This is a genomic window from Caulobacter sp. AVps18 (genome assembly GCF_058681425.1).
Genome location: NZ_CM178737.1, coordinates 3905018 through 3925603, shown reverse-complemented (window position 1 = coordinate 3925603; position 20586 = coordinate 3905018). Strand labels below are relative to the sequence as shown.

General features: G+C 65.5%; 22 protein-coding genes. 12 read left to right on the top strand and 10 right to left on the bottom strand.

Features of this window, described 5'->3' with window-relative positions; all coding sequences use genetic code 11:
* The first annotated feature begins 1 nt into the window (after position 1).
* From ACW179_RS17750 to ACW179_RS17740, 3 genes are all read left to right on the top strand, one after another.
* The gene (locus ACW179_RS17750; RefSeq protein WP_492060780.1) at positions 2-841 is read left to right on the top strand and encodes an enoyl-CoA hydratase-related protein; all 840 of its coding nucleotides are present in this window, start codon (positions 2-4) and stop codon (positions 839-841) included.
* Positions 842-969: 128 nt separating this feature from the next.
* Positions 970-2931, top strand: a complete 1962-nt coding sequence (locus tag ACW179_RS17745; RefSeq protein WP_492060779.1) for an acetyl/propionyl/methylcrotonyl-CoA carboxylase subunit alpha — start codon at positions 970-972, stop codon at positions 2929-2931.
* Positions 2932-2940: 9 nt separating this feature from the next.
* Positions 2941-3339 (top strand): DUF1489 family protein, encoded by a 399-nt coding sequence (locus ACW179_RS17740; RefSeq protein WP_492060778.1) that lies wholly within the window; start codon positions 2941-2943, stop codon positions 3337-3339.
* 3 nt (positions 3340-3342) lie between these two features.
* On the opposite strand, the gene panC is transcribed toward ACW179_RS17740, so the two are convergent.
* Complete coding sequence (gene panC / locus ACW179_RS17735) at positions 3343-4203, bottom strand: pantoate--beta-alanine ligase (protein WP_492060777.1); 861 nt, start codon at positions 4201-4203, stop codon at positions 3343-3345.
* Positions 4204-4417: 214 nt separating this feature from the next.
* On the opposite strand from panC, the gene mipZ reads away from it, so the two are divergent.
* Positions 4418-5254, top strand: coding sequence for a division plane-positioning ATPase MipZ (gene mipZ / locus ACW179_RS17730; RefSeq protein WP_492060776.1), 837 nt, complete (start codon positions 4418-4420; stop codon positions 5252-5254).
* 39 nt (positions 5255-5293) lie between these two features.
* Positions 5294-5719, top strand: coding sequence for a J domain-containing protein (locus ACW179_RS17725; RefSeq protein WP_492060775.1), 426 nt, complete (start codon positions 5294-5296; stop codon positions 5717-5719).
* A 512-nt stretch (positions 5720-6231) separates the two neighbouring features.
* On the opposite strand, the gene ACW179_RS17720 is transcribed toward ACW179_RS17725, so the two are convergent.
* Positions 6232-7527, bottom strand: a complete 1296-nt coding sequence (locus ACW179_RS17720; RefSeq protein WP_492060774.1) for a serine hydrolase — start codon at positions 7525-7527, stop codon at positions 6232-6234.
* Between the two features lie 287 nt (positions 7528-7814).
* On the opposite strand from ACW179_RS17720, the gene ACW179_RS17715 reads away from it, so the two are divergent.
* From ACW179_RS17715 to ACW179_RS17700, 4 genes are all read left to right on the top strand, one after another.
* Positions 7815-8249, top strand: a complete 435-nt coding sequence (locus tag ACW179_RS17715; protein WP_492060773.1) for a phasin family protein — start codon at positions 7815-7817, stop codon at positions 8247-8249.
* Between the two features lie 133 nt (positions 8250-8382).
* The gene (locus ACW179_RS17710) at positions 8383-8844 is read left to right on the top strand and encodes a RidA family protein (RefSeq protein WP_492060772.1); all 462 of its coding nucleotides are present in this window, start codon (positions 8383-8385) and stop codon (positions 8842-8844) included.
* Positions 8844-9617 carry a glycerophosphodiester phosphodiesterase gene (locus ACW179_RS17705; RefSeq protein WP_492060771.1) on the top strand — a complete coding sequence of 258 codons (774 nt, stop codon included), beginning with the start codon at positions 8844-8846 and terminating at the stop codon, positions 9615-9617. The genes ACW179_RS17710 and ACW179_RS17705 overlap by 1 nt, the downstream gene beginning before the upstream one ends.
* Positions 9614-10774, top strand: a complete 1161-nt coding sequence (locus ACW179_RS17700; protein ID WP_492060770.1) for a GNAT family N-acetyltransferase — start codon at positions 9614-9616, stop codon at positions 10772-10774. Before ACW179_RS17705 ends, ACW179_RS17700 begins: the two co-directional genes overlap by 4 nt.
* 7 nt (positions 10775-10781) lie before the next feature.
* On the opposite strand, the gene ACW179_RS17695 is transcribed toward ACW179_RS17700, so the two are convergent.
* Positions 10782-11270 carry a pyridoxamine 5'-phosphate oxidase family protein gene (locus ACW179_RS17695; protein ID WP_492060769.1) on the bottom strand — a complete coding sequence of 163 codons (489 nt, stop codon included), beginning with the start codon at positions 11268-11270 and terminating at the stop codon, positions 10782-10784.
* Positions 11271-11478: 208 nt separating this feature from the next.
* On the opposite strand from ACW179_RS17695, the gene ACW179_RS17690 reads away from it, so the two are divergent.
* The gene (locus ACW179_RS17690; protein ID WP_492060768.1) at positions 11479-11910 is read left to right on the top strand and encodes an HIT family protein; all 432 of its coding nucleotides are present in this window, start codon (positions 11479-11481) and stop codon (positions 11908-11910) included.
* On the opposite strand, the gene ACW179_RS17685 is transcribed toward ACW179_RS17690, so the two are convergent.
* The 7 genes from ACW179_RS17685 to ACW179_RS17655 all read right to left on the bottom strand — a co-directional run bounded on the left by ACW179_RS17685 (position 11907) and on the right by ACW179_RS17655 (position 18664).
* On the bottom strand, positions 11907-12290 hold the full coding sequence (locus tag ACW179_RS17685; protein ID WP_492060767.1) for a hypothetical protein: 384 nt from the start codon (positions 12288-12290) through the stop codon (positions 11907-11909). The two genes, ACW179_RS17690 and ACW179_RS17685, sit on opposite strands and share 4 nt — an antisense overlap.
* 105 nt (positions 12291-12395) lie before the next feature.
* The gene (clpA, locus tag ACW179_RS17680) at positions 12396-14732 is read right to left on the bottom strand and encodes an ATP-dependent Clp protease ATP-binding subunit ClpA (protein ID WP_492060766.1); all 2337 of its coding nucleotides are present in this window, start codon (positions 14730-14732) and stop codon (positions 12396-12398) included.
* A gap of 13 nt (positions 14733-14745) precedes the next feature.
* A complete protein-coding gene (gene clpS, locus ACW179_RS17675; RefSeq protein ID WP_419255106.1) occupies positions 14746-15075 on the bottom strand; it encodes an ATP-dependent Clp protease adapter ClpS in 330 nt (109 codons plus the stop codon).
* A 245-nt stretch (positions 15076-15320) separates the two neighbouring features.
* The gene (locus ACW179_RS17670; RefSeq protein ID WP_492060765.1) at positions 15321-15812 is read right to left on the bottom strand and encodes a DUF3224 domain-containing protein; all 492 of its coding nucleotides are present in this window, start codon (positions 15810-15812) and stop codon (positions 15321-15323) included.
* A gap of 53 nt (positions 15813-15865) precedes the next feature.
* Positions 15866-17122 carry a DNA polymerase IV gene (locus ACW179_RS17665; protein WP_492060764.1) on the bottom strand — a complete coding sequence of 419 codons (1257 nt, stop codon included), beginning with the start codon at positions 17120-17122 and terminating at the stop codon, positions 15866-15868.
* 7 nt (positions 17123-17129) lie between these two features.
* Positions 17130-18020 (bottom strand): ROK family protein, encoded by an 891-nt coding sequence (locus ACW179_RS17660; protein WP_492060763.1) that lies wholly within the window; start codon positions 18018-18020, stop codon positions 17130-17132.
* On the bottom strand, positions 18017-18664 hold the full coding sequence (locus ACW179_RS17655; RefSeq protein WP_492060762.1) for a hypothetical protein: 648 nt from the start codon (positions 18662-18664) through the stop codon (positions 18017-18019). Before ACW179_RS17655 ends, ACW179_RS17660 begins: the two co-directional genes overlap by 4 nt.
* Before the next feature lie 121 nt (positions 18665-18785).
* On the opposite strand from ACW179_RS17655, the gene ACW179_RS17650 reads away from it, so the two are divergent.
* Both ACW179_RS17650 and ACW179_RS17645 read left to right on the top strand, forming a co-directional pair.
* Entirely contained in the window at positions 18786-19163 is a 378-nt protein-coding gene (locus ACW179_RS17650; RefSeq protein WP_492060761.1) for a response regulator, read from the top strand.
* Entirely contained in the window at positions 19160-20524 is a 1365-nt protein-coding gene (locus ACW179_RS17645) for a PleD family two-component system response regulator (protein WP_492060760.1), read from the top strand. Before ACW179_RS17650 ends, ACW179_RS17645 begins: the two co-directional genes overlap by 4 nt.
* Positions 20525-20586: the final 62 nt, after the last annotated feature.

Genomic DNA, 20586 nt, shown 5'->3' with positions numbered 1-20586 from the left:
AATGACCAATCCCATCGCCGACCCCATCGTCGAAGTCCCAGACACTGACGCGGTGAGCCCGCTGGTTCAGCTGGAAAGCACGCCCGAAGGGGCGGTTACCGTCTGGATCAACCGGCCCGAAAAGAAGAACGCCTTCGATGCGGCGACCATCGCGGCCCTGCGCGAGGCGTTCGAGACCCTGCACGGCGCCGAGGGCGTCCGGGTGGTGTTCCTGCGCGGCATGGGCGGGGCGTTCAGCGCCGGCGCCGACCTGAGCTGGATGGCCGATGCCATTGAGTGGGACGAGGATGACAACCGCCAGGACGCCCTTGAACTGGCCCACATGCTCAAGGCCCTGCACGACGTTCCGGCCCTGACCGTGGCGCTGGTCGAAGGCCCCGCGTTTGGCGGCGGCGCCGGTCTGGTTGCGGCCTGCGATCACGCCATGGCCACGGCGGACGCCACCTTCAGCTTCTCGGAGGTCAAGCTAGGCCTGACCCCGGCCACCATCAGCCCCTATGTCATTGCCGCCCTGGGCCCGCGCACGGCCAAGCTGCTATTTGCCACGGGCCGGGTATTTGATGCGGATGCGGCCTGGAGCTACGGCCTGGTCGATGAGGTGTTCGACGATGTCGCCGGGCTGGAGGTGGCGCGCGACAGCCTGATCGAGGAGATGGTCGCCTGCGCCCCGGGCGCGATCGGCGACGCCAAGGCCCTGGTCAATGACTTCGCCGGCCAAAAGCTTGATCGCGGCCTGATCGAGGAAACGGCCAAGCGCATTGCGCGCCGCCGGGTCTCGGAAGAAGGGCAGGAAGGCGTTCGGGCGTTCCTGGCGCGCCGCAAGCCGGTTTGGACAACCTGACCTCGCTCGCAATTCGAAGGGTTCATGCTTGCAGCCGGCCGGCTGGGGCATAGAGATCCGCTTCTTTCAAAAATGGCCACGCGATCCGATCTCGGGTCGCGTGGCGAAGAAACAGGATTAGGTGGGCGATGATTGAATCCGTCCTGATCGCCAATCGGGGCGAGATCGCGCGGCGGATCATCCGCACGGCGCGTGAAATGGGCGTGCGCACCATCGCCGTCTATTCGGAGGCTGACGCCGACGCGCCCTTCGTGATGGAAGCCGACTCCGCGATCCTGATCGGCCCTGCGCCGGCGCGGGAAAGCTATCTGGTTCCGGAGAAGATCCTGGCGGCCGCCCGGCAGATGGGCGCAGAGGCTATCCATCCTGGCTATGGCTTCCTGTCCGAGAACGCCGACTTTGCCCAGGCGGTGCTGGACGCAGGTCTGGTCTGGATCGGTCCGCCGCCGTCGGCGATCCGGGCCATGGGCCTGAAGGACGCCGCCAAGACGCTGATGATCGCCGCCGGCGTACCCACGACGCCCGGCTATCTGGGCGACGACCAGTCGGTCGAGCGCCTGACCACCGAGGCGGCCGCGATCGGCTATCCCGTGCTGATCAAGGCCGTGGCCGGCGGCGGCGGCAAGGGCATGCGCAAGGTGCTGGCGGCCGCTGACTTCGCCGAGGCCCTGGCCTCGTGCCGCCGCGAGGCCGCCGCCAGCTTCGGCGACGACCGAGTGTTGCTGGAGAAATATGTCACTCGCCCGCGCCACATCGAGGTGCAGGTGTTTGGCGACAGCCATGGCAATGTCGTTCACCTGTTCGAGCGGGACTGCTCGCTGCAGCGCCGCCATCAGAAGGTGATCGAGGAAGCTCCGGCCCCCGGCATGGACGACGCGACCCGTGAGGCTGTCTGCGCCGCAGCGGTCAAGGCCGCCAGGGCCGTGGGCTATGTCGGGGCCGGCACGGTGGAGTTCATCGCCGACGCCAGTGAGGGCCTGCGCGCTGACCGCATCTGGTTCATGGAGATGAACACCCGCCTGCAGGTCGAGCATCCGGTTACCGAGATGGTCACGGGGCAGGACCTGGTCGAGTGGCAGATCCTGGTCGCCTCGGGCGAACCCCTGCCGCTGGAGCAGGACGAGATCACCCTGGACGGCTGGGCCATGGAGGCGCGCCTCTATGCCGAGAACCCGCAGACGGGGTTCCTGCCCTCGACGGGCAAGCTTAAGCACTTCCGCCTGCCCGAGGGCGACGTGCGCGTCGACAGCGCGGTGGAGGAGGGTGGCGAGGTCACGCCCTTCTACGATCCGATGATCGCCAAGCTGATCGCCCACGGCGTGGATCGTGAGGACGCTGCCGCGCGCCTGGCCGAGGCCTGCGGACTGGTCGAGGTGTGGCCGGTCAAGACCAATGCGGCGTTCTTGGCCCGGTGCGCGAGCCATCCCGACTTCGTCGAAGGGCGGATCGACACCGGCTTCATCGAGGCGCGGCTGGATGAACTGCTGGAGCGCCCCTTCACCGACGCGCCGACCCTGGCGGCCATCGGCCAGCGCCTGGAAGGGTTCATGGCCGCCGACGAGCCGCGCGCCGATCCGTTCGCCAGCGCGCCCTCGCGCCTGCTGGGCTTTCGGATGAACGCCCCGCGCGCCGCCATGGACCTGCCGATGAGCGTGGATGGCCGCAAGGTTCCCCTGCGCGTCGCCCTGGCCGGAGGCGTCGGCGATGACTGGTCGTGGGACATCACGGTCGAGGATGGCCGGGCGCTGGACGACGTCGATGTGCTGCCGACCGTACATGGTGACGGCCCGCTGCTGGTTTTCGAGGGTGGCGACGTCCAGGCGTTCGAGTTCGAGTATCAGGCGGTCGCCAGCCATTCCGCGGCCTCGGACGGCGCAATCCTGTCGCCCATGCCGGGAAAGATCGTTTCGGTGGCGGTCGAGGCCGGTCAGAGCGTCGTCAAGGGGCAGACCCTGCTGACGCTGGAGGCCATGAAGATGGAGCACGCCCTGGCCGCGCCGTTCGACGGGGTGGTGGCCGAGCTGTCGGCCGTGGCCGGCGGTCAGGTCAGCGAAGGCGTGGTGCTGGCGCGCCTGGCCCCTGCCGACTAGTTAGGCCCCATGGCGCTTCACATTATCAAGCTGGTCGTCGGCTGCGACACGATCGAGGACCTGCAGGCCTGGCATAAGGGCGAGGAGCCGTGGATCATGCATACCCGCATGACGCCAAAACGGATCGACGAGGTGCTGGACGGCGGCTCGCTGTATCGCGTCTTTAAGGGCCAGATTCTGTGCCGCCAGAAGATCCTGGCCATCGACACGGTGGGCGAGGGGGCGGCCAAGCGCTGTGAGGTGACGGTCGATCCGCCGATTATCCGCGTGGTTCCGCAGCCCAGGCGGGCTTTCCAGGGCTGGCGCTATCTGCCGACCGAGGATGCGCCCGCCGATCTGGCGGACAGTGAAGCGGCGGAGATGCCCCATGACTTGGCCCGGCAGTTGCGCGAACTGGGAGCCTGGTAGGCGTCAGACGGCGATGTTGTCGATCAGGCGTGTTCGACCCAGCCAGGCCGCCACGAGGATCCGGCCGGTGGCGTCGCCGATGGGACCGGGCCCCAGTTTCGACAGGTCGGACGCCTCGCGGATGTCGAGATAGTCGATCTGGCCAAAGCCGCCGGCGGACAGGGCGGTCTTTCCGGCAGCTTCCGCCTCATCGATCCGACCGCCGGCCGCAACGGCCGCTGCGGCTTCGCGCAGGGCGCGGGGCAGGACGGCGGCGATGGCCCGCTCTTCGGATGACAGGTAGGCGTTGCGCGATGACAGGGCTAGGCCATCGTCGGCCCGCGCCGTCGGGGCGGCGATGATTTCGACCGGAATGTCCAGGTCGCGGACCAGGCGTTTGATGACCTGCAGCTGCTGATAGTCCTTCTCGCCGAACACCGCATAGTCGGCCTGGCTCTGGATCAGCAGCTTGGCCACCACGGTGGCGACGCCGCCGAAGAACTGCGGACGAGCGGCCCCTTCCAGCGGCTCGGAGACGCCCGATACGCTGATCGCGGTGGAAAAGCCGGGGGCGTACATTTCGGTGGCCGTCGGCGCGAACATCAGGTCACAGCCGACCGAGGCCAGCTTTTCAGCGTCGATCGCCTCGCCGCGCGGATAGGCGTCGAAGTCTTCGTGCGGTGCGAACTGCCTGGGGTTGACGAAGACACTGGCGACAGTGCGGCGAGCGTGGGTCTGGCCCAGCTTGACCAGGGTCAGGTGCCCCTCGTGAAGGGCGCCCATGGTCGGGATCAGGGCCACCTGCTCGCCGGCGGCCTTCCAGGCGGCCACATGGGTGCGCAGTTCGGCGACTGTGCGAACGATGGTCAATGGATCTTGGGGCATCGACGGCCTCCTGTAAGCGCAGGCGTGGCTTATGGCCGAGGGCCGCGACGGCGTCCACATCGCCGCTGTGGTGAAGCTTCCGGCAGAGCTTGCTGTGTCGCTACCTGCGACAAAAGGTGCTGTGGATCAAAGTGATGTCCGCTCGGCGAGGTTATGAATCTCGTGTTAACTTTTCATCGCCTGCGCGAGTCGCGGCGGAAGAAGGAGCGAGCACATGGCCGAAACGCGCGTGATCGTCGTTGGAAACGAAAAGGGCGGCGCCGGTAAGTCAACCATCGCCGTGCATCTTGTGACGGCCCTGCTGTACGGCGGTGCCAAGGTGGCGGTGATCGATCTGGATCTGCGCCAGTGCACCTCCATGCGCTTCTTCGAGAACCGTCGCACCTGGCTGGAGAACAAGAAGCTGCCCTTGCCGGAGCCGATCCAGCTTCGCCTGAGCGACGACGACGTTGCCCTGGCCGCCGCGCCCGAGGCCGAACAGATCGAACGTTTCGAGATTGCCTTCGCCCGGGGTCGGGAAGAGGCCGATTTCGTGCTTATCGACACCCCCGGCGGCGACACGGCCATCTCGCGCCTGGCCCATGGCCGCGCTGACCTGATCGTGACCCCGTTGAACGACAGCTTCGTCGATTTCGACATGCTGGGTCACGTCGATCCGGTGACGATGGAACTGACCACCCCCAGCCTCTATTCCCAGTCGGTCTGGGAAGCCCGCAAGGCCCGCGCCATGAGCGGACAGCGGCAGGCCCTGGACTGGGTGGTGCTGCGCAACCGCCTGGCCACCACCGAGGCCCGTAACCGCAAACGCCTGGAAGACCGGCTTACGGCCCTGGCCAAGCGGGTCGGTTTCCGCATGGGTCCCGGACTGCGCGATCGGGTGATCTACCGCGAACTGTTCCCGTTCGGCCTGACGATCGCCGATCTGTCGCCTCAGGTTCGGCCCGTGCCGGTTTCGCTGCAGCATCTGGCCGCGCGCCAGGAGCTACGCGCCCTGATGCATTCGCTTGGCCTTTCGGCCTATTCCGGAGAAACTCTGCTCGCCGCTCAGTAGGGGCCCCTCGGGGGCAGCCTGAGCGCGTCCGGAACCGTGATGATCTATCTGTTGCTTGGCGCGGCCGTGCTGGCCCTGGTGTTCTGGCGCGGTGGTCGCCCCCTGTTCAAGGGTGACGGCTGGCGCATAGGCGCGGGCGTGCTGGCCCTGGTCGCTTTTGCGGGCGCGGCCTACACCACCATTCGAGGCGGCTGGGGTACAGGACTGGTGCTGGGCGTCGTGGGCCTGTGGAGCGCTTCAGAAGCCCGCCGCCGCTCCCCTGTCCGCAAGGTCGCATCGCCAGAAGTGCAGGGGCCCAGCCTGACCGAGGCTCGCGCGATCCTCGGCGTTGCGCCCGACGCCAGCGCCAATGAAATCAAGGCCGCCCATGCCCGCCTGATCCGCATGGCCCATCCTGACAAAGGAGGCACTGCAGGTCTTGCGGCCCAGCTCAATGCGGCGCGGGATCGGCTGCTGAAGGGGTAAGGCTGACTTCTGTCTCGATCAGCCATTATTTTCCCCTATCGACGGAGGCCTGCGCATGGATCGAATTATGGTAGCCGAACCCGACGGCGATGACCAAAAGGATCAGCAGAGGTGAACGCGACAAGGGTAGTCGTTTGTCTTGCAATCCTCTTTTTCGTCGTGGCCAAGCCTGCCCACGCATGCAGGGTGGCCCCGACGCGATTTGACCCCCGAGCACAACCATCCGAGGTTATCTTGCTGGGTCATGTCGTTGATGTGGTCGCGACGTCAGGGATCACTGAAGCGAGAGTTGCCGTTGATCAAGTCGCAGTCGGCCGCTTCAAGCGAACGCAATACACACTCAGCTGGGGAGCAATTTTCGGGCCGGGCATGTGCCCTCCCAGAAGTCCCCGCGTGACGAAGGGGCAAAAGGTCGCGATCTATCTTGGACGCAAATCCGGAAAGTTGGCCGTCCAGGGCTGGCTCTTGGCTGATGATGCCGTTCGTATCGATGCCCGGCTTCGGAGAAAACCCTAACCCGGCGACAACACCATGCAAGGCTGGCGCTTGGCGGTGATTGCGGCGCAGGCGCTGCGGGCGGCTTCGGCGGTGAGGCCCTGGAACTGCGCTCGGAACGAACCGCCGGCCCCTTCCACGGCGCCTTCAGCGTCGGCGACCACCTTGGTGAAGCGCTTGCGCACGATGGACAGTTGTTCCTTGGCCAGGCTCTTGGACTTGAACGCGCCGACCTGGACGCTCCACTTGCCCTTGGCCTTCGAGGTGGCCTGTGCGGTCTTGAGGCTGGGCGAGACCTTCAGCGCCGTCGCGGCGCGCGGCGTTTCGGTCAGCACGATCTTCAGGCCCGACTGCTCGCCGTCGCCCTGCTCGACCGAGGGGCGCATGACCGATCCGCGTGGCTCGTCCTCATAGAGATTGGCCGCGATGGTGGTGCGGTCTCCCTTGGAGCGGCGCTTGAGCACGTCGAAGCCCGTCAGCAGCAGGTCTTCCATATTGTTGTCGCGCCAGGCGGTGGACTGGCCGCCCAGAACCACGGCGATCAGGCGGCGACCGTCGCGGACGGCCGAGCCGGCCAGGTTGAAGCCCGAGGCGTTGGTGTAGCCCGTCTTGAGACCGTCAAAGCCGTCCATGCTGTCCAGAAGGCGATTGTGGCCGCGGATCGTCGTGCCCCGGAACGAGAAGGATCTGACGCTGAAATAGCTGTAGTATTGCGGGAAGTCGCGCATGGTGGCGCGCGACAGGATGGCCAGATCGCGGGCCGTGCTGATCTGGCGGCTGTCGGGCAGGCCGGAAGCGTTTACGAAGCGGGTGTTGCGCATGCCCAGTTCCTGGCCGCGCAGGGTCATCAGGGCGGCGAATCGCGACTCGCTGCCGCCCAGCTTTTCAGCCATGGCAACGGCGATATCATTGGCCGATTTCACGGTCATGGCGCGGATCGCCTCGTCGACCGTCAGGCTGTCGCCGGCGGGCAGACCCAGCTTCGTGGGGGCCTGGGCGGCTGCGCGGGGCGAGATCACGATGCGGTCGGTGGGCTTCAGGCGACCTTCGCTCATCGCTTCGAACGCCAGGTAAAGCGTCATGACCTTGGTCACCGAAGCGGGGTAGCGAGGGCTGTCAGCCCGTTGATCATAAAGGACTTCACCCGAATTGGCGTCGATCACGATGGCTGCATATTTCGGCTCTGACGCCTTCAGTTGCAGATAGGGGATCTGGGCCAGGGCGGTGGTCGGCGTGACCATGCCGGTCAGGCAGGCCAAAGCCAGGCCGGCAGCGGCGACCAGGGAGCGGGCGGAGTGAAGCTTGGCGAACATGCGATGAGCGTCCGTCATTTGATACTGAGCGGTTCCGCACCGCCACACGCGTAACCCTAGCATGGTCTCCTGCGCCTTTCGTCAAAGTAAACAACCAGTGAGCAACAACGCCGCAGGTGCGAAAAATTCGGGCGTGTTGCGGCCAGGCTTGCGTTGACGCTTGGTCATGGTGCGCTGCACAATTTTGTTGACTGCTGCACTGCAGCATGGCAAATCAACGTTGTCCCAAGCGCATGGGGCTGCCCGCTCAGCTTCGCCATGCCCCGCCATCTGCCAGGAGACTCCCCATGGCCGCCGCCGAAACGATGAAGAAGACCGTCGAACAGTTCAGCACCGCCTCGAACCAAGCGTTCAAGGACGGCGTAGAGAAGTCGCTGGCCGCCCTCGCGGAAGCCAACACCCTGTCGAAGAAGAACCTCGAAGCCGTCGTCGCTTCGGTGACCGCCGCCACCAAGGGCGCTGAAGCCCTGGGTGCCGAGACCTTCGCCTACTCCAAGAAGGCCGCCGAAGATCAGGTCGCCGCCGTGAAGTCGCTGGCCGGCGCCAAGAGCGTTCAGGAAGCCATGGAACTGCAGACGACCTTCGCCAAGTCGGCGATGGAAGCCTATATCGCCCAGATGACCAAGGCCTCCGAGATCGTCTCGGCCTCGATCAAGGACTCGATGAAGCCCCTCAACGAACGCGCCAGCGCCGCCGTTGAAAAGTTCCAGGCCGCCCGCTAAGGCGACCCCGCTGGCCCGCCTCGCGCGGGCCGGACATTACGATCAAAGGCCCGCGCCGGTAACGGTTCGGGCCTTTTTTCTTGTGCCTGCCCTTGGCGAGGTTAAGCATTGCGGCTCGTGAACGGAGTGCGTGATGTCGAAGATTGAAGACCGCCTGGCCGAGCTTGGCCTGACGCTGCCGCAACCGGTTGCCCCGGTGGCCAACTATGTACCGTTTGTGCGGTCCGGGAACCTGATCCACATTTCCGGCCAGATCTCGCTGGACGCCTCTGGTGGTATCAAGGGAACGGTGGGCGTCGATGTTGATCTGGAGACGGCCCAGGCTGCGGCGCGTCTGTGCGGGATCAATCTGCTGGCCCAGATGAAGGCCGCCTGCGACGGTGACCTGGATCGTGTGGTCAAGGTGGTCAAGCTGGGCGGTTTCGTCCAGGCGGGGCCAGACTTCATCGACATTCCCAAGGTGGTCAATGGCTGCTCGGACCTGATGGTCGAGGTGCTGGGCGACGCCGGGCGCCACGCCCGCTCGGCGGTCGGGGTGTATCGCCTGCCGCTGGGCTTTGCGGTCGAGGTCGATGCGGTGGTGGAGATTTCCTGATGCGCGCGCACGAGCGTCCTTCGACCGAGGTGTTTGGCGAGGCCTGGGAGCGACTGTTCGAGCCCGCCATCGCCCACCGAGGCCTTTGGGCGCCGGGCGGCGCACCGGAAAATTCGCTGGCCGCGTTCCAGGCGGCCTGCGCGCGCGGCTACGCCATCGAGCTCGACGTGCAGCTGACCGCCGATGGCCAGGCTGTGGTCTTTCACGACGACAAGCTGGATCGCCTGACTGGCATCTTGGGCCGGGTGCGCGACCACACTGCCGCCGATCTGGGGTCCATGACCCTGTCGGGCACTGACGAGACCATTCCCACCCTGGCCGACACCCTGACGCTGATCGGCCATCGGGCCATGGTCTATATCGAGCTGAAGACCCCGTTTGGCGAGGTGGGGGATCTGGAGAAGGTGGTCTCGGAAATCCTGATCGACCACAACGGGCCCACCGCCGTGATCGGCTTCAATCCCTATTCCCATGCCTGGTTTGCCGACCATCATCCGCAGATCCTGCGCGGGCTCGATTCCTACAGCTGGAACGACGACAGCGCGCGCAAGCTAGCCCCGGAGATGCGCCGGTCCCTGGCCGCCCTGGAGCAGGTCGAGATCGCCCGTCCGGACTTCCTGGCCCTTGGCCTGGACATGCTGCCCAGCGCCCGCGCCGACGTCTATCGCGCCAAGGGCATGCCGGTGATCGCCTGGACTGTTCGCTCGCCCGAGCAGTGGGATGCGGTCAGCGACCACTGCGATAATCTGATCTTCGAGGGCTTTGAGGCGTGACTTCGGTCAAGGCGGCGGTTCGCGTTCATCGCGAGATCGCCGAGATCGGGCGAGGCGCCTGGGACGCTTGCGCTGCGCCGACGGGCGATCCTTTCGTCAGCTACGATTTCCTGTCGATCCTGGAAGAGAGCGGCTGCGTCGCCGCCCGCACCGGATGGGCACCCCAGCATCTTTCGGTCGAGGATGAGGCCGGCGTCGTGGCGGGCGTCATGCCGCTCTATCTGAAGTCTCATAGCCAGGGCGAATATGTCTTCGACCATGCCTGGGCCGACGCCTATGAGCGGGCGGGCGGGCGCTACTATCCCAAGCTCCAATGCTCCTCGCCGTTTTCGCCGGTGACGGGTTCGCGCCTGATCGTGCGGCCAGATGTGGATCTCGATGACGGCCGCTCGGCCCTGCTGGGGGGAGCCCTGACCCTGTGCCAGCGCATGGAGGCCTCGTCGCTGCATGTGACCTTTCCCCGGGCCGACGAGTGGGCCTGGATGGGGGAGCGGGGCCTGTTGCTGCGGCAGGACCAGCAGTATCACTGGGAGAACAACGGCTACGCGACCTTTGACGACTTCCTGGCCGCCCTGTCGTCCAACCGGCGCAAGGCCATTCGCCGCGAACGTCGTGACGCGCAGGACGGGCTGGAGATCGTGTCCCTGACGGGCGACGCCCTGACGGAAGAGCATTGGGACGCCTTCTTCGGCTTCTACATGGACACCGGAAGCCGCAAGTGGGGACGGCCCTATCTCAACCGCGCCTTCTATTCCCTGCTGGGCGAGCGAATGGCCGACAAGGTGATCCTGGTCATGGCGCGTCGGCCGGGCGGTCCGTGGATCGCTGGAGCTCTGAACCTGCTGGGCCGCGACTGCCTCTATGGCCGCCACTGGGGCTGCGCGGAGGACGTGCCGTTCCTGCATTTCGAGCTTTGCTACTATCAGGCCATTGAGCACGCGATCCGCCTGGGCCTGCCCCGCGTCGAGGCCGGTGCCCAGGGGCAGCACAAGATTGCCCGGGGCTATCTGCCCAGCGCGGTCTATTCCGCCCACTGGATCGCCGACCCCATGCTGCGCAAGCCCGTGGCCGACTATCTGGACCGCGAGCGCGAGGCGGTTGCCAGCGACATGCAGATGCTCAGCGAGGAGTATTCGCCGTTCCGGCAGGCGCAATAGGCGCGCCTTATCGCAGGTCGAGCTTGGCGACCTTGTCTTTGACTTCGGCCTTGGGATCGGTGCCGAGCAGCATCTTGAGGCCCGTGAACAGGCTGTGCTCGTTCAGCCAGATCTGCGCTTGGCCGGGCTCGAACCGTAACAGGCGAAGCTTGGGGTCGGTCTTGCCGTCATACCAGGCCGCGACGAACGGGTTCCAGAGGCGCTCGACAGTGGCGGGATCGGTATCGACCGTGATCCTGCCCTCGACCGTCGCAAACACATCGTGGCCCTTCGACACGAACTGGAAGAGGCCATCGCGCTCATTGTCACCGATGGACACGACCAGATCATTAGCGGCGGACGTGAAGATCCACAGCGGGCCACCCTGGTCGCTTTCAAACTGAACCGTCATGGGCTGGCCCTTGCCGTCGGGATCACCGGGAAGGCCCAGCATCACGGTGCGGTCCGCCTTGAGGGCTTTCCAGAAGGTCTGGGTAAGTTCGGCATCTTTCGACATGGCAGTCTCCGTTCGAGAAGCCAACGAAGCAGCGCTGGTGATGTTCCCTTTGGGATGGCTCCGTCTTCGCCCGAGCCAGGGCCAGATTGCGGACGCTGCTTGCGCGCGGCCCCTGGTTTGCTACCACCAGCAGAAGCATTTTGATCTAAGCACGACAGGCCTTGAACCGGCGTTCCCGGTCAGCTGCGCGGCGTGACAGGAGACGGCCATGAGCCTTCACGGAACCTACGACGCCGACAACATCTTCGCCAGGATCATCCGGGGCGAGATGCCGGCCGTGAAGGTGTTCGAGGACGATCAGGTCCTGTGCTTCATGGATGTGTTCCCCCAGGCCAAGGGGCACATGCTGGTGATTTCCAAGACCAGCCAAGCCCGCAACCTACTCGAGGCCGAGGCCAAGACCCTGGGGCGGCTGATCGGCGCCACCCAGAAGGCCGCAGCCGCTGTGACCGCCGCGCTCAAACCTGACGGCGTCATCGTCACCCAGTTCAACGGTGCCCCGGCCGGTCAGACCGTGTTTCACCTGCATTTCCATGTGATCCCCCGCTACGAGGGCGAGACCATGGGCCGGCACGGCGAGGGCATGGCGGATGTCGAGGACCTGAAGGTCCTGGCCGAGAAAATCGCGGCGGCGCTTTAGGCACCGGGAACCAGCTTGATCAGGGCGGTGGATATGGTCATCAGCACAGCTACTCCGCCCATCAATGCCCAGCCCTGAACGCGAAGTTTCTCGCTCAGGCGCGCTTCCAGAGAGGCTATTTCGCCCTTGAGTTCCAGCTTCGTGGCGAGCAACTCGGCCTTGGTCGCCATATCCCGGATGTCTGCTTTTGTCGCCATATCCCGAATGTCGGCCTTGGTGGCCATGTCGCGAATATCGGCTTTGGTGGCGAGATCACTGATGTCTGGCATCTGTGCCGTTTGCTGAACCAGTTCTACGATGGCCTCGGCCGCGCGCTCGTCCATCCCCGCTTCACGCAGGCGCTTTGACGCGCTGAGGGTGTCGAAGGCTATCGCGGTCATGGGTACACGCTAGTCGGGCGTTCTCGTTTTGTCTACACGTTTTGCGTGTCGGCTGGCATCAAAAAAGGCCCGGATCGCTCCGGGCCTTTTCGTTGAGGTCTTGGCCTATTCGACCAGGGCCGGTTCGGCTTCGGTCTCGGTGGCCGCAGCACCCTTGGCGGGCTTTTCCGGGGTGCTTTCGATCTCGAAGTCGATCTTGCTGTCCTTGAGGATGATCTTGACGTGGCCGCCGCGCACCAGACGTCCAAACAGGATGTCGTCGGCGAGGGGCTTCTTGATGTGCTCCTGGATGACCCGGCCCAGGGGGCGGGCACCGTAGAGCTCGTCGAAGCCGTTCTTGGCCAGCCAGTCGGCCGCGTCGTCGGACAGTTCGATCGTCACGTTCCGGTCGGCCAGCTGGGCCTCCATCTGCATGACGAACTTCTGCACGACCATGCGGATGATCTCCGGCGTCAGCGGCTTGAAGGCCACCACCGCGTCGAGGCGGTTGCGGAATTCCGGCGTGAACAGGCGCTTGAGGGCGGCCTCTTCCTCGCCGACCACCTTGTCGCGACCAAAGCCGATGGACTGGCGCTGGGCGTCCGAGGCGCCCGCATTGGTGGTCATGATCAGCACCACATTGCGGAAATCGACCTTCTTGCCGTTGGAGTCGGTGAGCACACCGTGGTCCATGACCTGCAGCAGGATGTTGTAGACGTCCTGGTGGGCCTTCTCGATTTCGTCGAGCAGCACCACGGCGTGCGGGTGCTGATCGACGGCGTCGGTCAGTTGGCCGCCCTGATCATAGCCGACATAGCCGGGAGGGGCGCCGATCAGGCGGCTCACGGTATGGCGTTCCATGTACTCGGACATGTCGAAGCGGATCATCTCGATGCCCAGCGTCTGGGCCAGCTGCTTGGCGGCTTCGGTCTTGCCGACGCCCGTCGGGCCGCTGAACAGGAACGAGCCGATCGGCTTGTCGGCATCGCGCAGACCCGCCCGGGCCAGCTTCATGGCCGAGGACAGCTGCATGATTGCATCGTCCTGGCCGAACACAGTGCGCTTCAGATCTGTTTCCAGTTCCTTCAGCGCCTCGGTGTCCGACTTGGAAACCGACTTTGGCGGGATGCGGGCGATCTTGGCCACGACGGCCTCGATCTCCTTGACGCCCAAGACCTTCTTGCGACGGTTTTCGGGTAGCAGCATCTGGCCCGCGCCGGCTTCGTCGATCACGTCGATCGCCTTGTCGGGCAGTTTGCGGTCGGTGATGTACTTGGCCGACAGCTCGACCGCGACCTTGATGGCGTCGTTGGTGTATTTCAGCTTGTGGAAGTCCTCGTAGTAGCTCTTGAGGCCCTTGAGGATCTTGATGGTGTCTTCCACCGACGGCTCGTTGACGTCGATTTTCTGGAAGCGACGGACCAGGGCCCGATCCTTCTCGAAGTGCTGACGGAACTCCTTGTAGGTGGTCGATCCCATGCAGCGCAGGCTGCCTGAGGCCAAAGCGGGCTTCAGCAGGTTCGAAGCATCCATCGCTCCGCCGCTGGTCGCGCCGGCACCGATAACGGTGTGGATCTCGTCGATGAACAGCACCGCATTGGGGTGGTTCTCGAGCTCCTTGACCACCTGCTTGACGCGTTCCTCGAAGTCGCCGCGATAGCGGGTGCCGGCCAGCAGCGCGCCCATGTCGAGCGAGAAGATCGTGGCTTCGGCAAGGACTTCAGGAACCTGGTGGGTAATGATCTTGCGCGCCAGGCCCTCGGCGATAGCGGTCTTGCCCACGCCGGGTTCGCCCACCAGCAGGGGGTTGTTCTTGGTGCGGCGACACAGGATCTGGATCGCGCGTTCCACTTCGCTCGCGCGGCCGATCAGCGGGTCGACCTTACCCTGGCGGGCCTTCTCGTTGAGGTCGACGCAATAGGCTTCCAGAGCCTCGCCACCCGTTTTGGTGTTGGGCTTCTCGGCGTCGTCTTCGGCCGTGCTGTTGTTGGCACCCTTGACGACCTTGGGCTCGGAGGCACCGGCCTTCTTGGCGATGCCATGGGCGATGAAGTTCACCGCGTCATAGCGCGTCATGTCCTGCTCTTGCAGGAAATAGGCGGCGTGGCTCTCGCGTTCGGAGAAGATGGCCACCAGCACATTGGCACCGGTGACTTCTTCGCGACCCGACGATTGCACATGGATCACGGCGCGCTGGATCACGCGCTGAAAGCCGGCGGTGGGCTTGGCGTCTTCTTCGTCATCGACGACCAGTGAGGCCAGTTCGACATCGAGATAGTTCACGAGGCTTTTCTTGAGCGCGGTCAGATCGACGTCGCAGGCGCGCATCACGCCCGCGGCGTCATCGTCGTCGGTGAGTGAGAGGAGCAGATGCTCCAGGGTGGCGTACTCGTGCTTTCGCTGGTTGGCGAAGGCGACGGCGCGGTGAAGGGACTCTTCGAGGGGGCGAGAAAACGAGGGCAAGGGGGGAGGCTCCTCAGTCTTTTTCCATGGTGCACTGCAGGGGATGCTGATGACGGCGCGCCGAGTCGATGACTTGCGCAACCTTCGTTTCAGCGACTTCGTAGGTGTATACGCCACACACACCAACACCGTGTTGATGAACGAGCAGCATTATCCGGGTCGCGTCTTCGCGTGACTTGTTGAAGAACCGTTCGAGGACGTACACGACGAATTCCATCGGCGTGTAGTCGTCGTTCAAAATCAGTACTCGATAGAGCGAAGGCTTCTGTGTCTTCGGCTTCACCTCAGTGATGACCGAAGATCCAGAACCGTTATTCTGTCCGCCTTGCTTCCGCTCGGCCATTGACCGTTCTCTCCCGGCGGGACGAACCACCCGCCTGTCATGGATTAGATATGGAAACTCGCCGGCTTTGGAAGGGGCCGACGCGCCGCTGCGCCGCTTTAACACAGGGGCGCCCTCGAAAACGGCTTCGCCATTGGGAAATCGCAGGCTGCAGTCCGACGGTTTCCTGTGGCGAGGAGCGCAGATGGGGCGCGGCAAGGCGTCGCGCAAGAGGCTGACGACGCCTCCAGAGACCGACTCGGCGCCTAGGGATTCGGCAGCGTGTATTCCAGGTCGTAGAGATGCTGGCCGCCCGTGGCGTCGATGGTCAGGCGCCCGGCGATGCCTTTCAGTGCTCCCGAACCGGAGTCGGGCGCGATCTCCACGGTCAACTGCCGCGACTCGCCACGCATCACGCCCTGGTGGGCGAGGGCGAAGCTGCCGGCCTTGCCGTTCAGCGATCCGGTGACGCGCTCGACGGCCACATAGACGGCTGATCCGGGCGTGTCGCTCATGATGGTCAGCATCTGGCCCTTGCCGACACCCTCAAGGTCGCCGTGAAAAACCTTGTCCAGCGACAGCCGGCCCAGGGTCGAGCCCTCGGCCTTGTCCTGCTCCTGCGGGGCCATCTTGACCTCGAAGGCGCCCTTTGCGTGATGCAGGGCGGGTTGCGAAGGCGAAGGGCTCTGCGCCAGAGCCGCCGTGGAAGCGCCAGTGAGGCTCAAGACGGCCAAGGCGATGATCAGTAAGCGCGACATGGGGTCTCCGACGGTGGGGCAGGTCTGGGTAGCACGAAGCCGGGGCGCGGCACCTATTTCTGCTTCAGCGCGCGTCCGGTGATCACGGCGCCGGCGCCGAACTTGCCACGCAGGGCGTCGATGGCGGTTTCGCTTTTCAGGGCGCGGCGCTCGTCGCCGGCGAAAAAGTCGTCGGCCGCGCCCTGGGCCGGGACGAACTCGGTCAGGCCCGCGCCGATCAGGCGATAATAGCGGCCGCCCGGCTCGGCGGCCAGTAACTCGCGGGCCACCTGGAACAGGGTGCGGGCGGTCTGGGTCGGCACCGCCAGGGTCCGGCGACGGGTCAGGATCTTGAAGTCGGGGGTGCGCAGCTTCAGCGTCGCCACGCGGCCGGCCACGCCCTCGGTCCGAGCCTGACGGGCCACCTTCTCGCAGAGGGGCCAGAGCTGATCTTCCAGGTCCTCGCGGCGGAACAGGTCGTCGTTGAACGTGGTCTCGGCGCTGATCGTCTTGCGCACCTGATCGGGATCGACCGCGCGCGTGTCACGGCCATGGGCCAGGTGATGCAGGCGCAGGCCGCCTGCGCCCAGCGTGGCGACGAGCATCTTGAGGTCGGCGGCGGCGATGTCGCCCACGGTGCGCAGGCCTGCATCCTCCAGGGATGAGACGGTCGCGGGCCCAACGCCCGGCAGGATCGAGACTGGCCTGGTCGACAGGAAGCTCTGGGCCTCGGCCGCGCCGATGGCCGAGAAGCCGCGCGGCTTGTCCAGTTCCGACGCGATCTTGGCCAGGAACTTGTTGGGCGCCAGGCCGATGGAGACGGTCAGGCTGATCTCGGCCTCGATCTGGGACTGCAAGCGCGCCAGCATCACGGCCGGCGGCGCACCGTGCAGCCGTTCGGTGCCCGACAGGTCTACCCAGGCCTCATCCAGCGACAGGGGCTGGACCAGTGGTGTCAGGGCCTCCAGCTTGCTCATGATATGGCGGCTGGCGGCCTTGTACTTGGCGAAGTTGGGCTTGATGACCACGGCCTGCGGGCAAAGCTTCAGGGCCTTGTACATCGGCATGGCCGAGCGGGCGCCGCTCATCCGGGCGATGTAGCAGGCGGTGGTGACCACCCCGCGCTTGCCGCCGCCGATGATCACCGGCTGGTCGCGGATCGAAGGATCGTCGCGCTTCTCGACCGAGGCGTAGAAGGCGTCGCAGTCCAGGTGCGCCATCGACAGGGCACCCAACTCCTCATGAAAGACAGTACGGGGCGAGCCGCAGGCCGGGCAGCGCGCCGCGCGCGTTTCGCCGGTCCAGGAGCAGTCGCGGCACAGGGCCTTCATGGCCGTATCAGTCTTCCGCCGGCCACAGCCAGGCCGCGCCCCTTACGCCCGAGCTGTCGCCGTGCACGGCCTTGCGGACAGGGGTCTCGAAGGCGTCGGAGAAGACGTGCGGGGCCATGGCCGCCGGCAGGCGTTCATAGAGGGCCTCGATGTTCGACATGCCACCGCCCAGCACAATGACGTCGGGATCGACGATGTCGCATAGCGCCGCCAGGGCACGTCCCAGACGATCCACATAGCGGTCCAGCGCCGCAATGGCCGAGGCGTCGCCGGCTTCGACGGCGGCCATGGCTGCCTGGCCGGTGGGGTGGCCTGCATCACGGGCAAAGGCCGGACCGGCGATCCAGGTTTCCAGGCAACCCTTGCGACCGCACCAGCAGGCGGGGCCGGGATACTCTTCCGGGCGGGGCCAGGGCAGGGAGGTGTGGCCCCACTCGCCGCCGATGCCGTTGCGGCCCTCGATAATCCGGCCCTCCACCACCAGCCCGCCGCCGCAGCCGGTGCCCAGGATGGGGGCGAAGACCACACCGGCCCCCGCGCCAGCGCCGTCAACGGCTTCCGACAAGGCCAGGCAGTTGGCGTCATTGGCCAGTCTGACCGGCCGTTCGAGCCGCGCAGCCAGGTCTTCCTGAAAAGGCCGGCCGTTCAGATAGACGCTGTTGGCGTTGCGGATCAGGCCCGAGCGCGGCGAGATCGAGCCCGGAATGCCCATGCCCAGCCGTTGCGCCTTCGCGCCGGCCATGGTCTCGGCGTCGGCCAGCAGGTCGGCGACCACGGTCAGGGCGTCGTCATAGTTTCCCGGATTGGGCTTGCGCACCCGGGCGATGCAGCGGCCGTCGCGGTCCAGGGCGGCGGCCTCGATCTTGGTGCCGCCGAAATCGACGCCGAAACGGATCATGCGAACAGGCGTCCCTCGATGGCGGTCTGGAGGTCAGGCCAAAGGTCGATCCGTTCATGGCGGTCGGGCGCGCTGGGGGCCAGCGGGCGCAGGCGCTCATCGCTGACCATCTGGAAACGGGTGACGCCCGGCGCGCTGGCGGCCACCGACTCCAGTTGTGGCAACAGGTCGTCGATGAACACCGAAGGCCCGGTCGTGCGTCCGGCCAGTTCGGCGGCGGGCGGGCCCTTGGGGCCGCTGTTGATCACCAGGGGGTAGTCGAAGCCGTGGGTCTTGAGCCAGCGGGCCCGGGTCTGGCGGCCATGCTCGGGGGCATTGGTCAGAATCACGATGCCAGCCCGGGTCGACAGGCTGGCCAGGGCGTCGGCGGCACCTTCGGCGGGTGCCAGGTCATCGCCGCCATCGCGGAAGAAGTCGTCGAACAGCGCTTTGCCGGCGATCATGTCCACGTGCTGGGTCTCTCCCGGCCGATAGATGTTCTGGAACAGGGCGAAGCGGTCGACCCGCAGCTCAAAGCCGTGGCGGCCGACAAAGGCCCCGAAACCGTGCATGAACTGGGCCAGCACCTCGTCGACATCGACGATCACGAGGGGTCTGTCCGGGGCGACGGTGCAGGCCTGAAGGTCAGTGTAACGAAGTTCCATGATCTGCGATCGGCCGGTGTTGATGCGATTAGCGCGGGCTTAAGGATATTCGTGCGATCTGGACGAAGAAGACGACGCGAATCTCTTTGGCGTCGCCACGGACCGTATGGTCGGGGTCAGGATGACGAAGAAGGTCCTCATCGTGGAGGATAATGAGCTGAACATGAAGCTCTTTCATGATCTGCTCGAAGCCCAGGGTTACGAAACCCTGCAGACCCGCGAGGGTCTGCAAGCGCTATCCATCGCCCGCGACAATCGTCCCGACCTTATCCTCATGGATATCCAGCTGCCGGAGATTTCCGGGCTGGAGGTCACCAAGTGGCTGAAGGAAGACGAGGACCTGGCACACATCCCCGTGGTCGCCGTCACCGCCTTCGCCATGAAGGGTGACGAGGAGCGTATCCGCGAGGGCGGTTGCGAGGCCTATATCTCCAAGCCCATCTCGGTTGCCCACTTCCTTGAGACCATCAGGCGTCTGCTGGAAAAGACGCCGGCATGAGCGCGCGCATCCTCGTCGTCGACGACATCGAGGCCAATGTTCGCCTGCTCGAGGCCAAGCTTTCTGCCGAGTATTATCAGGTCACCTGCGCCCACGACGGTCCGACCGCCCTGGCCATGGCCGCCAATGACCTGCCCGACATTATCCTGCTGGACGTGATGATGCCCGGCATGGACGGTTTCACCGTATGCCGGAAGCTGAAGGAAGACGCCGTCACCCGCCACATTCCCGTGGTGCTGGTCACGGCTCTCGACGGTCGCGCCGACCGCATCCAGGGGCTGGAGGCGGGTGCCTCCGACTTTCTGACCAAGCCCATCGACGACGTCATGCTGCTGGCCCGCGTGCGCAGCCTGACCCGGTTGAAGCTGGTGATCGACGAACTGCGCCAGCGCGAGGCCTCGGGCCGTCGCATCGGTGTGATCGCCGGCGCCGCCACCCGCCTGGACGGCCTGGGTGGCCGGGTTCTGATCGTCGACGACAATGAGCGCCAGGCCCAGCGCCTGGCCACCGAACTGGCCATCGAGCATCGCCCGGTCGTCGAGTCCGATCCTGAAAAGGCCCGGATCAGCGCCTGTGGCCCGGTGGATCTTGTGATCATCAACGCCGCCGCGCGGGGCTTTGATGGCCTGCGTTTCGCCGCCTCGTTGCGGTCGGACGAGCGCAGCCGTCACCTGCCGATCCTGGCCCTGGTCGATCCCGACGAGCGGCCCCGTATGGTCAAGGCGCTGGAAATCGGCGTCAACGACATCCTGCCCCGACCCGTCGACCCCCAGGAGCTGGCGGCACGGGTCAAGACCCAGATCCAGCGCAAGCGTTACACCGACTATCTGCGCAACAATCTCGACCACAGCCTGGAACTGGCCGTCACCGACCAGCTGACGGGCCTGCACAACCGTCGCTACATGACCGGCCAGCTCGACTCTCTGGCCAAGCGCGCGGCCCTGGGCGGCGACCCGGTCGCGGCCCTGTTGATCGACATCGACCACTTCAAGAAGATCAACGACACCTTCGGCCACGATGTGGGTGACGAGGTGTTGCGCGAATTTGGCCTGCGGCTGGCCTCCAACGTCCGGGCCATTGACCTGCCTTGCCGCTATGGCGGCGAGGAGTTCACGGTGATCATGCCCGATACGCAGCTGGCCGACGCGATGCGCATCGCCGAGCGGATCCGCATGCACGTGGCCGGCTCGCCCTTCCGGGTGGCGGGCGGCAAGGAACTGCTGACGGTGACGATCTCGGTCGGCGTCTCAGCCACCCTCGGTGCCGACGACACGCCCGAGGCCCTGCTCAAGCGGGCCGACGAGGGTGTCTATGAAGCCAAGGCTTCGGGCCGGAACACTGTGGTCGGTCGCGCCGCCTGACGGTTTTCGCGGCGTCAGCGTTTTCTCCGCAGCCTGACGATCTTCGGAACTTGCGCCTACGC

Bases quoted from the DNA above. Each gene is read 5' to 3' on its own strand.
- ACW179_RS17685 (WP_492060767.1), bottom strand. From the start codon at position 12,290: ATGACCGCGATAGCCTTCGACACCCTCAGCGCGTCAAAGCGCCTGCGT.
- ACW179_RS17740 (WP_492060778.1), top strand. From the start codon at position 2,941: ATGGCGCTTCACATTATCAAGCTGGTCGTCGGCTGCGACACGATCGAG.
- ACW179_RS17705 (WP_492060771.1), top strand. From the start codon at position 8,844: ATGCGCGCGCACGAGCGTCCTTCGACCGAGGTGTTTGGCGAGGCCTGG.
- ACW179_RS17715 (WP_492060773.1), top strand. From the start codon at position 7,815: ATGGCCGCCGCCGAAACGATGAAGAAGACCGTCGAACAGTTCAGCACC.
- ACW179_RS17725 (WP_492060775.1), top strand. From the start codon at position 5,294: ATGATCTATCTGTTGCTTGGCGCGGCCGTGCTGGCCCTGGTGTTCTGG.
- ACW179_RS17720 (WP_492060774.1), bottom strand. From the start codon at position 7,527: ATGTTCGCCAAGCTTCACTCCGCCCGCTCCCTGGTCGCCGCTGCCGGC.
- ACW179_RS17655 (WP_492060762.1), bottom strand. From the start codon at position 18,664: ATGGAACTTCGTTACACTGACCTTCAGGCCTGCACCGTCGCCCCGGAC.
- ACW179_RS17670 (WP_492060765.1), bottom strand. From the start codon at position 15,812: ATGTCGCGCTTACTGATCATCGCCTTGGCCGTCTTGAGCCTCACTGGC.
- ACW179_RS17710 (WP_492060772.1), top strand. From the start codon at position 8,383: ATGTCGAAGATTGAAGACCGCCTGGCCGAGCTTGGCCTGACGCTGCCG.
- ACW179_RS17750 (WP_492060780.1), top strand. From the start codon at position 2: ATGACCAATCCCATCGCCGACCCCATCGTCGAAGTCCCAGACACTGAC.
- ACW179_RS17650 (WP_492060761.1), top strand. From the start codon at position 18,786: ATGACGAAGAAGGTCCTCATCGTGGAGGATAATGAGCTGAACATGAAG.
- panC (WP_492060777.1), bottom strand. From the start codon at position 4,203: ATGCCCCAAGATCCATTGACCATCGTTCGCACAGTCGCCGAACTGCGC.
- ACW179_RS17660 (WP_492060763.1), bottom strand. From the start codon at position 18,020: ATGATCCGTTTCGGCGTCGATTTCGGCGGCACCAAGATCGAGGCCGCC.
- ACW179_RS17695 (WP_492060769.1), bottom strand. From the start codon at position 11,270: ATGTCGAAAGATGCCGAACTTACCCAGACCTTCTGGAAAGCCCTCAAG.
- ACW179_RS17645 (WP_492060760.1), top strand. From the start codon at position 19,160: ATGAGCGCGCGCATCCTCGTCGTCGACGACATCGAGGCCAATGTTCGC.
- ACW179_RS17690 (WP_492060768.1), top strand. From the start codon at position 11,479: ATGAGCCTTCACGGAACCTACGACGCCGACAACATCTTCGCCAGGATC.
- ACW179_RS17745 (WP_492060779.1), top strand. From the start codon at position 970: ATGATTGAATCCGTCCTGATCGCCAATCGGGGCGAGATCGCGCGGCGG.
- ACW179_RS17665 (WP_492060764.1), bottom strand. From the start codon at position 17,122: ATGAAGGCCCTGTGCCGCGACTGCTCCTGGACCGGCGAAACGCGCGCG.
- clpS (WP_419255106.1), bottom strand. From the start codon at position 15,075: ATGGCCGAGCGGAAGCAAGGCGGACAGAATAACGGTTCTGGATCTTCG.
- mipZ (WP_492060776.1), top strand. From the start codon at position 4,418: ATGGCCGAAACGCGCGTGATCGTCGTTGGAAACGAAAAGGGCGGCGCC.